Source organism: Streptomyces sp. NPDC015532 (genome assembly GCF_043078065.1).
Classification (GTDB): Bacteria; Actinomycetota; Actinomycetes; order Streptomycetales; family Streptomycetaceae; genus Streptomyces.
Map to the genome: position 1 here is coordinate 234,039 of NZ_JBIBSY010000015.1, position 12,887 is coordinate 246,925.

The 12,887-nt window shown below is 72.6% G+C and carries 11 protein-coding genes; 6 read left to right on the plus strand and 5 right to left on the minus strand.

The window, feature by feature from the left end; genetic code table 11:
* Nucleotides 1–788 precede the first annotated feature (788 nt).
* Entirely contained in the window at nucleotides 789–1,991 is a 1,203-nt protein-coding gene (locus ACF07B_RS34510; protein ID WP_392181825.1) for an amino acid deaminase/aldolase, read from the plus strand.
* Nucleotides 1,992–2,051: 60 nt separating this feature from the next.
* Here the strand turns inward: ACF07B_RS34510 and ACF07B_RS34515 are convergent, their stop codons facing one another.
* The 4 genes from ACF07B_RS34515 to ACF07B_RS34530 all read right to left on the minus strand — a co-directional run bounded on the left by ACF07B_RS34515 (nucleotide 2,052) and on the right by ACF07B_RS34530 (nucleotide 6,680).
* On the minus strand, nucleotides 2,052–2,966 hold the full coding sequence (locus ACF07B_RS34515) for a DUF2510 domain-containing protein (RefSeq protein ID WP_392181826.1): 915 nt from the start codon (nucleotides 2,964–2,966) through the stop codon (nucleotides 2,052–2,054).
* A 101-nt stretch (nucleotides 2,967–3,067) separates the two neighbouring features.
* Entirely contained in the window at nucleotides 3,068–3,859 is a 792-nt protein-coding gene (locus ACF07B_RS34520; protein ID WP_369484740.1) for a 3-oxoacyl-ACP reductase, read from the minus strand.
* Nucleotides 3,856–5,211, minus strand: coding sequence for an aldehyde dehydrogenase family protein (locus tag ACF07B_RS34525; RefSeq protein ID WP_392181844.1), 1,356 nt, complete (start codon nucleotides 5,209–5,211; stop codon nucleotides 3,856–3,858). Before ACF07B_RS34525 ends, ACF07B_RS34520 begins: the two co-directional genes overlap by 4 nt.
* A gap of 98 nt (nucleotides 5,212–5,309) precedes the next feature.
* A complete protein-coding gene (locus tag ACF07B_RS34530; RefSeq protein ID WP_392181827.1) occupies nucleotides 5,310–6,680 on the minus strand; it encodes a glutamine synthetase family protein in 1,371 nt (456 codons plus the stop codon).
* Nucleotides 6,681–6,757: 77 nt separating this feature from the next.
* Between ACF07B_RS34530 and ACF07B_RS34535 the strand changes: the two genes are divergently transcribed.
* Nucleotides 6,758–7,495, plus strand: coding sequence for a FadR/GntR family transcriptional regulator (locus tag ACF07B_RS34535; RefSeq protein ID WP_369484742.1), 738 nt, complete (start codon nucleotides 6,758–6,760; stop codon nucleotides 7,493–7,495).
* Nucleotides 7,496–7,675: 180 nt separating this feature from the next.
* Nucleotides 7,676–8,356, plus strand: a complete 681-nt coding sequence (locus ACF07B_RS34540; RefSeq protein ID WP_392181828.1) for a gamma-glutamyl-gamma-aminobutyrate hydrolase family protein — start codon at nucleotides 7,676–7,678, stop codon at nucleotides 8,354–8,356.
* 132 nt (nucleotides 8,357–8,488) lie between these two features.
* On the opposite strand, the gene ACF07B_RS34545 is transcribed toward ACF07B_RS34540, so the two are convergent.
* The gene (locus ACF07B_RS34545; protein WP_392181829.1) at nucleotides 8,489–9,415 is read right to left on the minus strand and encodes a LysR family transcriptional regulator; all 927 of its coding nucleotides are present in this window, start codon (nucleotides 9,413–9,415) and stop codon (nucleotides 8,489–8,491) included.
* Nucleotides 9,416–9,510: 95 nt separating this feature from the next.
* Between ACF07B_RS34545 and ACF07B_RS34550 the strand changes: the two genes are divergently transcribed.
* From ACF07B_RS34550 to ACF07B_RS34560, 3 genes are all read left to right on the plus strand, one after another.
* Nucleotides 9,511–10,668, plus strand: coding sequence for a TDT family transporter (locus ACF07B_RS34550; protein WP_392181830.1), 1,158 nt, complete (start codon nucleotides 9,511–9,513; stop codon nucleotides 10,666–10,668).
* 394 nt (nucleotides 10,669–11,062) lie between these two features.
* On the plus strand, nucleotides 11,063–11,932 hold the full coding sequence (locus tag ACF07B_RS34555) for an arpA protein (RefSeq protein ID WP_392181831.1): 870 nt from the start codon (nucleotides 11,063–11,065) through the stop codon (nucleotides 11,930–11,932).
* A gap of 99 nt (nucleotides 11,933–12,031) precedes the next feature.
* On the plus strand, nucleotides 12,032–12,877 hold the full coding sequence (locus ACF07B_RS34560; RefSeq protein ID WP_369484747.1) for a class I SAM-dependent methyltransferase: 846 nt from the start codon (nucleotides 12,032–12,034) through the stop codon (nucleotides 12,875–12,877).
* Nucleotides 12,878–12,887: the final 10 nt, after the last annotated feature.

Sequence of the window (12,887 nt, forward strand, 5' to 3'; positions counted from 1 at the left end):
GACATGTCGAAGAAGTCGAAGGACGGCGGCGGCGCGGGCACCCGAGGGGCGTGTCCGGGCCTCGGCTCGGCGGATGACGCCAGGCCGGAACCCGGCGCGGAGACCTCGCCGGAGGAGCGGAATCCGCCTCCGCCCGCGGATCGTCCGCCCGGCGCAGCGGACCGCGTCGGCGCGGACGGCGGCCCGGCGGGCTGGGGCGGCACCGACGGGGCCGCGCCACGGGGCGGGCTGGCGGGGCGCGGCGGGACCGCCGGAGCGCGGTCGGACGCCGCCTGCCCGGGTCCGGAAGGGGACCCCTGGGCGCTCGGCGTGAACTCCTCGGCGGACCAGTCCTCCCCGCCCGACAGGTCGGGTCCGGGCGACCGGACCGGCTTCGAGGGAACAGGAGCCGGCGGACGACCGGGAGCGGGACCGCCCGGCGGGTTCGCGGGGGGCGGCGGAGTCGGGGAGGCCGGCGGCGCCGAGGCGGGCGGGCCGGAGGGAGGCCGGGGATGCGAGGCGCGCCGCGCTTCCGTACCCATGCACCCCCCGTTTCCTCGTACCGGGCTGTCGGACGCCCCGTAGCTCGGCGAGCCGTTCCGTGTGCGCGAGAGGTCCGCCACGGGCACGCATACCCGCACCGGTGGACCGTCACCCGGGCAGGACCCACCGGGGCAAGGTCGTTCCTCCCTGCGTCCGCGTCACTCTACGGGTTGACGCGCCTTGGGCGGGAACCAGTACGAGGCCCCGGGGCATCTGCCCGGAACGTCCCCCTACCCTGCGGTAATGGAGTCTGGCAGTCTTCGCTCATGACTGCCCGTGCCTCCGACAGGGCCCGCTACGACCGGGCCACCGCTCACCTCGACGCCCCCGTCGCCATCGTGGACCTGGAGGCCTTCGACGCGAACGCGGACGATCTGGTTCGCAGGGCCGGCGGGAAGCCGATCCGCGTCGCCAGCAAGTCCGTCCGCTGCCGCACCCTCCTGGAACGCGTCCTGGCCCGGGACGGCTTCGCGGGGATCATGTCGTTCACGCTCGCCGAGTCGCTGTGGCTGGCCAGGTCCGGTTTCGACGACGTCCTGCTCGCCTATCCGTCGGCCGACCGCAAGGGCTACGCCGAGCTGGCCGCCGACCCCAAGCTGGCCGCCGCGGTGACCGTCATGGTCGACGATCCGGCGCAGCTCCGTCTCATCGACGAGGCCCGCGAGGGCGGCACCGAGGTCGTGCGGGTCTGCCTGGAGCTGGACACCTCGCTCAAGCTGTTCGGCGGCCGGGTCCGGGTCGGGGCGCTGCGTTCGCCGCTGCACTCCCCCGCCCAGGTGGCCGAGATGGCCCGTGCCGTCAAACGCGCCCCCGGGTTCAAGCTGGTGGGGATCATGGCGTACGAGGGTCACATCGCGGGTGTCGGTGACGCGATCTCGGGGCGGCCGCTGCGCTCGCGTGCCGTGCGGCTGATGCAGGCCACCGCCCGCAAGGAGCTCGCCGAGCGGCGCGCTGAGGTCGTCCGGGCCGTACGGGCCATCGAACCGGACCTCGAATTCGTCAACGGCGGCGGCACCGGCAGCGTCCAGCACACGGCGGCCGAGGACGCGGTGACCGAGATCGCGGCCGGGTCGGGGCTGTACGTGCCGAGGCTCTTCGACAACTACACGTCCTTCAGCGGACGCCCTGCGGCGCTGTTCGCCCAGCCCGTGGTACGGCGGCCGGGTGTGGGTGTGGTGACCGTGCTGGGCGGCGGATATCCCGCGTCCGGGGCCGCGGGCCCTGACCGGCTGCCCGTCCCGTATCTGCCGGAGGGACTGTCGTACGACCCCCAGGAGGGGCCCGGCGAGGTGCAGACCCCGCTGCTCGGCTCCCCGGCGGACGACCTGCTCATCGGCGACAAGGTGTGGTTCCGGCACGCGAAGGCCGGTGAGCTGTGCGAGCGGTTCGACACCCTGCACCTCGTGGAGGGCGACACCGTCACGGCCTCCGTCCCGACGTATCGCGGCGAGGGTCACACCTTCCTCTGATCCGCGGGATCACGCCCGCCGGGCCGGGGGACGTCTGTCCGCCGGCCCGGCGGGCGCCGTTCACTCGGGCGGGCCGATGCTGCTGCCCACACCGCCGCCGGTGTCCTTGCCGCCCACCGAGCGGATGCCTTCGGTGATCCGGTCCATGTCGGACAGCGGCGGCCCGTCGGCGCCGGCGTCGAAGGCGAACCGGACGATGACCAGGGCCTGCGAGCCCACGCTGGACGGGAAGGCCAGCGACTCGACGTAACCGCCGGGCCCCACACCGGTCTTGACCTTCCAGCGCACGAGATACCCGGCGCGTCCGGCGACGGCGACCGAGCCGGACTTCACCAGCCGGTGGGACGCGATGCCCCGGAAGGGCCGGCTGCCGACGAGGTCGTGGCCGTACGCGCTGTCGGCGGCGTCCTCGATGTCTCCCTCGGCGAGGGCCTTCGGCGACGTCTCGTCGGTGGCCGTCGCGGTACGCGCCTCGACCCGTCCGTGCCGACACAGGCCGGGGTCGCCCGGGCAGTCGTAGGTGCGCGGGGTCGTCAGCACCATGTCGTGGTCGGCGACGTACTGCGGTTTCGCCCAGCCGTCGAGGACCGGGAAGGTGATGCCGTCGAGTTCGTCCACGACGACGGAGGGGTCACCGGCCGACGGCGAGGGGCCGGACGGTGACGGTGAGGGGTCGTCGGTCCGGGTGGGGGACGCGGCCGCGGGCGTGGTCCGCGTCGCGGTCTCGTCGCCGCCGCCGTCGTCGCGCAGCAGCACGGCGCCGGTGACGATCGCTGCCACGAGGACGACGGAGGCCGTCACGAGGGCGACGGTCCTGGCGCGGCCGGGGCCGCCGGGCGACGGGGCCGGTATCAGGGGCTGTCGGGGGGTCTCGGGCTGACGCCGGTGGTCGGTCCACGTGGTCCCGTCCCACCAGCGCTCGACGAGCGGGTACGAGGGGTCGCGGTACCAGCCGGGCGGAGGCGTCATGCTCATCCCGGCACTCTAGGACGTGCCGGGACGAGCGGTACACGGGGTCCCGCGGGGCCGGGCACGAACAGGCCGTTCCCTCGCCCGCGGGCCGTTCGCGCGGCCGGCTACAGCGGTGTGACGTACGCGCCGGAAATGCCCCCGTCCACCAGGAAGTCGGTGGCGTTCACGAAGGAGGAGTCGTCGCTGGCGAGGAACGCTACGGCCGCCGCGATCTCGTCCGCCTCGGCGAACCGCCCGACAGGGATGTGCACCAGCCGGCGCGCGGCCCGCTCGGGGTCCTTGGCGAACAGCTCCCGGAGCAGCGGGGTGTTGACCGGTCCGGGGCACAGGGCGTTGACCCGGATGCCCTCCCGGGCGAACTGGACGCCCAGTTCACGGGACATGGCGAGCACACCGCCCTTGGAGGCCGTGTACGAGATCTGGGAGGTGGCCGCGCCCATCCGGGCCACGAAGGAGGCGGTGTTGATGATGGAGCCCTTGCCCTGGCGGCGCATGTAGGGGAGGGCGGCCTTGCAGCACAGGTAGACGGAGGTGAGGTTGACCTCCTGGACGCGCTTCCAGGCCTCCAGTCCCGTGTCCAGGATGGAGTCGTCGTCCGGCGGCGAGATGCCCGCGTTGTTGAAGGCGATGTCGACCGAGCCGTAGGTGTCGTACGCCGTCCTGAAGAGCGTCTCGACCTGCCCGGGGTCGGTCACGTCGACCTTGACGAAGGTGCCGCCGACGTCCTCCGCCACGGCCTTGCCGTGCTGCTCGTCGATGTCTCCGCAGACGACGTGGGCGCCCTCGGAGGCGAGCCGGCGCGCGGTGGCGAGGCCGATGCCGCTGGCGGCGCCGGTGATGACGGCGGTGCGGCCGACCAGGCGGCGGCAGATGGTCTCGGGGGTGTCTGAAGTCACAGTGCGGGGCCCTCCGTGCTGATGAAGACGTTCTTGGTCTCGGTGAAGGCGGTGAGGGCGTCCGGGCCGAGTTCGCGGCCGATTCCCGACTGCTTGTAGCCGCCGAAGGGGGTCCAGTAGCGGACGCTGGAGTGGGAGTTGACGGACAGGTTGCCGGCCCGGACGGCCTGGGAGACGCGCAGGGCGCGGCCGACGTCGCGGGTCCAGATGGAGCCGGACAGGCCGTAGTCGGTGGCGTTGGCGAGCCGGACCGCGTCGGCCTCGTCGTCGAAGGGCAGCACGACGGCGACGGGGCCGAAGACCTCCTCGACCGCCACGCGCGCGCCGGGGTCGACGCCGGTGAGGACGGTGGGCGCGAACCAGAAGCCGGGGCCCTCGGGGGCCTTGCCCCGGATGCCGGGCGCGTCGGCGTCGACGTAGGACCGTACGCGTTCCCTCTGGGCCGCGGAGATCAGCGGGCCCATCTGGGTCCGCTCGTCGGAGGGGTCGCCGACGACGACGGACTCGACGGCCGGGGCGAGGAGTTCGAGGAAGCGGTCGTGGACGGAGCGCTGGACGAGGATGCGGGTGCGGGCGCAGCAGTCCTGGCCGGAATTGTCCAGGAAGGACATGGGGGCGGACGCGGCGGCGGCCTCGATGTCGGCGTCGGCGAAGACGATGTTGGGGCTCTTGCCGCCGAGTTCGAGGGTGACGCGCTTGAGGAGGGCGGAGCCCTTCGCGAGCACCTGCTTGCCGACGGCCGTCGACCCGGTGAAGACGATCTTCGCGACGCCGGGGTGGTCGACGAGCGCGGCGCCGGCGACGGGCCCCGCGCCGGGCAGCACCTGGAAGAGGTGGTCGGGCAGGCCGGCCTCCAGGGCGAGTTCGGCCAGTCGCAGTGCCGTGAGCGGAGTCGTCTCGGCGGGCTTGAGGATGACGGCGTTGCCCGCGGCGAGGGCGGGTGCGGTGCCCCAGGCGGCGATGGGCATCGGGAAGTTCCAGGGCGCGATGACGCCGACGACGCCGAGCGGTTCGAGCAGGGTGATGTCGAGGCCGCCCGGGACGGGGATCTGGCGGCCGGTCAGGCGCTCCACTCCCCCGGCGGCGTAGTCGAGCAGATCACGGACGTTGCCCGCCTCCCAGCGGGCGTTGCCGAGGGTGTGGCCGGCCTCGCGGACCTCCAGGCGGGCCAGTTCCTCGATGTGGCCGTCGACGACGGCCGCGAAGCGGCGCAGCAGCCTGGCCCGGTCGGCGGGCGCGAGGGCGGCCCAGCCGGCCTGCGCCCGGCCGGCCCTCACGACGGCGTCCGCCACGTCCTGGGCGGTGGCGGCCGGGACGGTGGCGACGACCTCTTCGGTGGCCGGGTCGAACACCTGGAGTTCGTGGTCGTACGGGGGTGAGGTGTACGGGTGCGACGGGCGCGGGTGCGGCGCGTCCGGGTGCGATGCGTGCGGGTGCGGCAAGGGTGTCCTCACATGCGTTCGAAGGAGCGGCGCAGCTCCCAGTCGGTCACCGCGGCGTCGAAGGCCTCCAGTTCGACGCGCGCCATGTTGCGGTAGTGCTCGACCACCTCGTCACCGAAGGCGGCCCGGGCGATCGGGCTGTTCTCCCAGAGCTCGGCGGCCTCGCGCAGGGTGGTGGGGACGTGCGCGTACTCGGCGGTGTAGGCGTTGCCGGCGCACGCCTCGGGCAGCTCCAGCTTCCGCTCGATGCCGTACAGGCCGGCCGCGACGAGTCCGGCGACGGCCAGGTGCGGGTTGACGTCGCCGCCGGGGAGCCGGTTCTCGAAGCGCATCGAGCGGCCGTGGCCGACGACCCGGAGCGAGCAGGTGCGGTTGTCGTACCCCCAGGCGACGGCGGTCGGGGCGAAGGAGCCGGGCTGGAAGCGCTTGTACGAGTTGATGTTGGGCGCGTACAGGAGGGAGAAGTCGCGCAGCGCGGCCAGTTGTCCGGCGAGGAAGTGGCGCATGACCTCCGACATGCCGCCGGGGTCCTGGGCGGAGCCCGCCATCACGTTGGTGCCGTCGGCGTCGGCCAGGGAGAGGTGGATGTGGCAGGAGTTGCCCTCGCGCTCGTTGTACTTCGCCATGAAGGTGAGCGAGACGCCTTCCTGGGAGGCGATCTCCTTGGCGCCGGTCTTGTAGACGGCGTGCTGGTCACAGGTGACGAGGGCCTCGTCGTACTTGAAGGCGATCTCGTGCTGGCCGGGGTTGCACTCCCCCTTGGCGGACTCGACCGTGAGGCCCGCGGCCTGCATCTCGTTGCGGATGCGGCGCAGGAGGGGCTCGATCCGGCCGGTGCCGAGGACCGAGTAGTCGATGTTGTACTGGTTGGCCGGGGTGAGGCCCCGGTAGCCGGTGTCCCAGGCCTGTTCGTAGGTGTCCTTGAAGACGATGAACTCCAGCTCGGTGCCGACCTGGGCGGTGTAGCCGAGTCCGGCGAGGCGGTCGAGCTGGCGGCGCAGGATCTGGCGGGGCGCGGCGACCACCGGGGAGCCGTCGTTCCAGGCGAGGTCGGCGATGAGCAGGGCGGTGCCCTCGTTCCAGGGGACGCGCCGCAGGGTGGCGAGATCGGGGTGCATGGCGAAGTCGCCGTAGCCCCGGTCCCAGGAGGACATGGCGTATCCGTCGACGGTGTTCATGTCGGTGTCGACGGCGAGGAGGTAGTTGCAGCCCTCCGTGCCGTGCTCCAGGACCTCGTCGAGGAAGAAGGCCGCGGCGAACCGCTTGCCCTGGAGCCGCCCCTGCATGTCGGGAAAGGCCAGGACGACCGTGTCGATGTCCCCTGCCTCGACGAGACGGCGCAGTTCTTCGACGGAGAGCGGGGGTGTGCGGTCTGCCACCGGAAAAGCCTCCTTGGGTCAGCCGAGGGACATAAGGTATTGCCGAGAACCATTGCTTGGGAAGGGGGCGCGACCTGATGACGCGAGCGCAACCCGACCGCGGTACGGACGACCGGCTGACACCGGTCCTGCGGCCGGTACGGGCGGGCAACGGCTTCGAGGAGGCGCTGGAGCAGATCCTCCAGATCGTCCGGCTCGGCCTGGTGCCGGGCGGTGGACGGCTGCCCTCGGAGCGGGAGCTGGCCGAGCGGCTCGGCATCAGCCGGGTGACGCTGCGCGAGGTCCTGAAGGTGCTCCAGGACCAGGGTCTGGTCGAGTCGCGGCGCGGCCGGTACGGCGGCACCTTCGTGCTGGCGCGCACCGACACACCGGGCGAGCACGAGCTGCGCCGCCGGGTCGCCGCGGTCGACATCGAGGACGTGCTGCGCTTCCGTGAGGTCCTGGAGGTGGGCGCGGCCGGGCTGTGCGCGGCACACGGGCTCGACGCGGCGCGGGCCGGGCGCCTGCGCGAGGCGCTGGAGCGCACGAACGACGCCCCGCTGGCCGACTACCGGCGCCTGGACACGATGTTCCACCTCACGCTCGCGGAGTTGTGCGGCTCCCCTTCCCTCACGGCGCGGTACGCGGCCGTCCGCGCCGGGGTCAACGACCTGCTCGACTGCATCCCGCTCCTCGTCCGCAATCTGGAGCATTCGCAGCGCCAGCACACCGCGATCGTCGAGGCGGTGCTCGACGGGGACGCGGACGGGGCGCGGGAGATGATGCGGGAGCACTGCGCGGGCACGGCGGCGCTGCTGCGGGGGTTCCTGGCGTGAGCGGGAGGCGCGGTTGCGGGCATGAGGGGGCACCGCGGGCGGAGCCCCGGGTTCCGCCCCTCGCCTCACCTCGTTACGCCTCGTTTCGCCTCGCCTCGCCTCACAAAGGTATGAGACGTTTCCATTGACGCAGGCGCCGTTCATGGGCGCCGTGGCGACCCGGATCCGAGGGAGTAGCGCGTGGGCAGGCCGCTGATCGGTGTGAGTACGTATCTGGAGTCCCAGGTGCGCTGGGGCGTCTGGGAGCTGCCGGCGGCACTGCTTCCGGCCGGCTATCCGCGGCTCGTGCAGGGGGCGGGCGGACTCGCCGCGATGCTGCCGCCGGACGATCCGGCGCTGGCGCGCGCGACCGTCGCCCGGCTCGACGGGGTCGTCGTCGCGGGCGGCCCCGATGTCGACCCCGCCCACTACGGAGCCGAGCGCTCCCCGCGTACGGGCCCGCCCGCTCCCGAGCGCGACGCCTGGGAACTCGCCCTGATCCGGGCCGCGCTGGACTCCGGCACCCCGCTGCTCGGCATCTGCCGGGGTCACCAGCTCCTGAACGTGTCCCTCGGCGGCACGCTCGTCCAGCACCTCGACGGGCACGTGAAGGACACCGGGATCATCGGGCACCACGAGGTGACGCCCGTACCGGGGACGCGGTACGCCGGTCTCGTACCGGAGCCGTGCGCCGTGCCGACGTACCACCATCAGGCGGTGGACCGCCTCGGCGACGGCCTCCTGGTCTCCGCCCACGCGGCGGACGGCACCGTCGAGGCGATCGAACTCCCGGGCCCCGCATGGGTCCTGGGAGTCCAGTGGCACCCGGAGATGGGAGACGACGTCCGGGTGATGCAAGGCCTGATCGCAGCGGCGTCCTGAGCAGGGGGCCAAGTCCAGCCCCTCCGGCGTTTTGAGGAGCGGGGGTCCGGGGGCAGCGCCCCCCGGTACGGGACGGGCAGGGGCGGAGGGGGCGAGGAAACGCGGGTGCGGCCCCCGGGGGTTCCCGTGCGGTCAGCCCGCCCCCCGCGTCAGGGAGAGCAGATCGCGGGCCGGCCCCGTGGGCCGGTGCCCTGTCGGCCAGACGGCCCGCAGGGCCCGGGTGAGCCGCACGCCGGCGAGCGGGATACCCACCAGCCGGTGGGCGGACAGCTCCTCACCCAGGGCGAGTTCGCTGAGCACGGCGGGCCCCGCACCACTGACGGCGGACGCCTTGACCGCCGTCGTCGAGGACAGCTCGATCAGCGGACGGGCGAGCCCTCCGAGCGCGGAGTCGAGAACCTGACGCGTGCCCGACCCCTCCTCCCGGAGGATGAGCGGCGTGGCCGCCAGCTCCGCCGCTCCGAGCGGCGCCCGACGGCGCGCCCAGGGGTGCCCGGGCGCCGTCACCACGATCAGCCGGTCGTGCGCGATGACGGTGGCGTCGAGACCGGACGGCACCGAGAGCCCCTCGACGAAGCCGAGGTCCGCCTCACCGGACAGCAGCCGCTCGGCGACGGTGGTGGAGTTCCCGGCGAGCAGCGACACGGCCGTGTCGGGACGCTGGGCGCGCAGGGCGATCAGCCAGCCGGGCAGCAGATACTCGGCGATGGTCATGCTCGCCGCCACCCGCAGCCGCGAGTCGCGCCGGTCGCGCAGGGCCTGCGCCCCGGCGTCGAACGCCTCGGCCGCGTCCACCACCCGCCGGGCCCAGTCGGTGACGAGCGCTCCCTCACGGGTCAGCCGGGACCCGCGCGGCGAACGGTCGACGAGCGCCACCCCGAGCAGCCGCTCCATGGAACGGATACGGCTGCTGGCCGCCGGCTGGGTGATCCCCACCTCACGGGCGGCGCGCCCGAGACTGCCGAGGCGCGCCACCGCCAGCAGCAGTTCCAGTGCGCCGAGATCGGGTACCCGGTGCGCGATCCCGGCGCCGGGCCGATCCTCAGCACCGCTCGTCATGGCGATCCTCAGCGCTGCTGCTCATAAAGCCAGCTTATGCCGTCATAGGCGCGCACTCCCTGGTGGGGAACCCGCGGCGGCGCGACCGTGGTGTCATGGTCACCGCAGCCCAGCCCCTGTCCGCCCATCAGGCGGGAATCGTCCCTGACACGAAGACCCCCCGTGTCCCGGGAAACCGTGCCGTCGCCGCTGTCCGGCATCTCGGCCCGAACTGGTACGCCTCCGTGATGGGCACCGCCATCGTGGCCACGGCGGGGGCCGGGCTCCCCGCGGACGTGCCGGGCCTGCGCACCGCCTGCACCGTCGTGTGGGCCCTCTCGCTCACGCTGCTGCTGTCGCTGCTCGCCGCCCGCGCCCTGCACTGGGCGTACCACCGCGACCAGGCCCGCGCCCACCTCCTCGACCCGGCCATGGCCCCCTTCTACGGCTGTCTCTCGATGGCCCTGCTCGCCGTGGGCGGCGGCACCCTGCTGGTCGGCCGGGACTGGATCGGGACACCGGCGGCCCTCGCCGTGGACACCGTCCTGTTCACCGCCGGGACGCTGATCGGACTCGCCGCCGCCGTGGCCGTCCCGTACCTGATGGTCGTACGGCATCGCATCGAGCCCGGACAGGCGTCCCCCGTGTGGCTGCTGCCGATCGTCGCCCCCATGGTGTCGGCCGCCGTCGGCCCCCTCCTGGTTCCCCATCTGCCGGCCGGACAGCCCCGGGAGACGCTGCTCCTCGCCTGTGTCGCGATGTTCGGGATCAGCCTGCTGGCCACCTTCGTGATGCTGCCGGTCATCTTCGCGCGGCTCGTCACGGCGGGTCCGCTGCCGCTCGCGCTCACCCCGACCCTGTTCCTCGTGCTCGGCCCGCTGGGCCAGTCGACGACCGCGGTGGGCAAGTTCGCGGACGCGGCCCCCGGTGTGGTGCCCGCCCCCGTCGACCAGGGCTTCGCGCTCCTGGCCGTGCTCTACGGCGTCCCCGTGCTGGGCTTCGCGCTGCTGTGGCTCGCGCTGGCCGTCGCCATGGTCGTACGGGCCCGCCGCCAGGGCATGGGTTTCGCGATGACCTGGTGGGCGTTCACCTTCCCGGTGGGCACCTGCGTGACCGGCGCGGAGGGTCTGGCCCGGCACACCGGGCTGGCCGCCTTCGAGGTGCTCGCCGTCGCCCTGTACCTCCTGCTGGTGACCGCCTGGTCGGTGGCCGCCTTCCGCACGGCCCACGGCCTGATCACCGGCAAGCTGCTCGCGGCGCCTTCGCGAACGTAGCCTCCGGCGGCTGACGCGCCACACCTTTCGGCGACCCCCTGGCCTTCGGATCCTGAGGATCCGAAGGCCAGGGGGTTCCCGTCGGGGGCGTCGACGAACTCCTCCGGGTTCCGGCCGGATTCCGTCGCGCCGTACCACGCCGGTCCGGGTGGAACGTATACGTCGGTGGCCAGAACCTGCTCACAGTTGGGCAGTGTGACGCGTCACAGACAACACCGCGCCGCTGTGGGAACTTCAAGTGCCCTTCCTGCCAGCCGAGTTACTGAAGATCCAAGGGCGAGGTCCGGCCGAGCACACGGATGGCGTCGCTCGTCCCCGGTGTGGGTATGAGGCGGAAACCGCGGGCCGGCCAAGGAGCCGGCCGGAGGGGCGGCCCGCACGTGGAGAGGATCGAATGCGTTCTTTGGAAGCCCTGACGCTTGATCAGGTGGTCGACACCGCTCGCTATCCCCTGTCGGAACTCACGAGCGCTCAGGGACAGGCCATGGTCTCCCGTGCCCGGCGGGACCTGTCGGCTCTCGGCTGCACCGTGCTGCCGGACTTCATCCGCCCGTCGCTGCGCGACGTGCTGCGGCAGGAGTGCTCGGACATCGCCCCCCGGGCGCACCACGACGTCGAGACGGTCAACGTCTACAACATCGCGGTGGACTCGGCGCTGCCGGAGGACCATCCGGGCCGCAGGACCTTCGAGCGGGGCAACGCGTTCGTCGCCCGGGACCGTATCCCCCCGGACTCCCTCATCAGCCGGCTCTACTGCGACCCGGTGTTCCGGCACTTCGTCGCCCACTGCTTCGAACTGCCGGAACTGCACGAGCTGGCGGACCCGCTCTCCGGGCTGGTGCTCAATGTCGTCGCGCCGGGCATGGAGCACCCCTGGCACTTCGACACCAACGAGTTCACCGTGAGCATGCTCACCCAGCAGGCGCAGGACGGCGGCGTCTTCGAGTACTGCCCGAACATCCGGACCGCGCAGGACGAGCATTTCGACGACGTCCGGGACGTGGTGGACGGCCGGGGCGAGCGGTTGACCCGGCGCCTCCCCCTCCGACCGGGGGACCTCCAGTTGTTCAAGGGGCGCTACTCACTGCACCGGGTGAGCCCGGTGCGCGGTGAGGTCGCGCGCCACTCCGCGATCTTCGCCTACAGCGAGCGCCCCGGCGTCATCGGCAGCGTGGAACGGACCCGGCAGCTCTTCGGCCGGGTGCTGCCCGAGCACCTGGCGGCCGAGGGCCGGGCGGTCCGCGGCGACCGGCTCCTGGACTAGCGCACGGCGAGAGCACGCGTAGTCGCCGTAGGCCGTTTCCCCCGCTTCCCCCTGCCTTCCTCTGCTTCCCCATGCGCGATCCACGGAGGAGTAAGCCCTGTGCGTTTCGACGAGACCGGGAAAGTCTCACTCGACCACATCTACGACCAGCCCGATCCGCGAACCTATTTCAGAGCGCTGCGCCCGCTCGACTACGGCGTTCCGCAGCAGGCCAAGCCCTACTTCACCAAGATCATCACGGAGTACCGGGAGTCCCGGCACGTCGCGGTGCCGAAGGTGCTGGACATCGGCTGCTCGTACGGGATCAACGCCGCCCTGCTGAAGTACGACGCGACCATGGACGAGCTGTACGCGCGCTACGGCGACGAGGAGCGCGCGAGTGAGAGCCGCGAGGCTCTGCTCGCCCGCGACCGGGAGCTGGCTCGGTCACGCCAGCCCCCGCAGGCGATCCGCTTCGTCGGCCTCGACACCTCCGGCAGCGCGCTGTCCTACGCCCGTGAGGCCGGGTTCCTCGACGACGTGGTGCACGCCGACCTGGAGGAGCACGAACCCACGCCGGGCCAGCGCGCCCAGCTCTCGGGTACGGATCTGGTGATCTCGACGGGCTGCGTCGGCTACGTCACCGAGCGGACGCTCACGCGGGTCGTCCGGGCACAGGGCGTCCGCCGGCCCTGGATGGCGCACTTCGTGCTGCGGATGTTCCCGTTCGACCCCGTCGAGAGCGCGTTGGCGAATCTGGGCTACCGGACCGTCCGCGTCGACGAGGTGTTCAGACAGCGGCGGTTCGCCTCCCCGCAGGAGCAGGCGCTCGTGCTCGACAGCATGTCGGCCGCGGGGGTGGATCCACAGGGCCTGGAGACGGAAGGCTGGCTGTACGCACAGCTCTACCTCTCCCGGCCGTACGACATCGCAGGTACCGACGATCCGAATCGAGAACAGAGTTGAAGACCAGTCA

Coding starts and splice junctions, on each gene's coding strand:
- ACF07B_RS34510 (WP_392181825.1), top strand. CDS start 789: ATGACTGCCCGTGCCTCCGACAGGGCCCGCTACGACCGGGCCACCGCT.
- ACF07B_RS34515 (WP_392181826.1), bottom strand. CDS start 2,966: ATGAGCATGACGCCTCCGCCCGGCTGGTACCGCGACCCCTCGTACCCG.
- ACF07B_RS34535 (WP_369484742.1), top strand. CDS start 6,758: ATGACGCGAGCGCAACCCGACCGCGGTACGGACGACCGGCTGACACCG.
- ACF07B_RS34545 (WP_392181829.1), bottom strand. CDS start 9,415: ATGACGAGCGGTGCTGAGGATCGGCCCGGCGCCGGGATCGCGCACCGG.
- ACF07B_RS34550 (WP_392181830.1), top strand. CDS start 9,511: ATGGTCACCGCAGCCCAGCCCCTGTCCGCCCATCAGGCGGGAATCGTC.
- ACF07B_RS34555 (WP_392181831.1), top strand. CDS start 11,063: ATGCGTTCTTTGGAAGCCCTGACGCTTGATCAGGTGGTCGACACCGCT.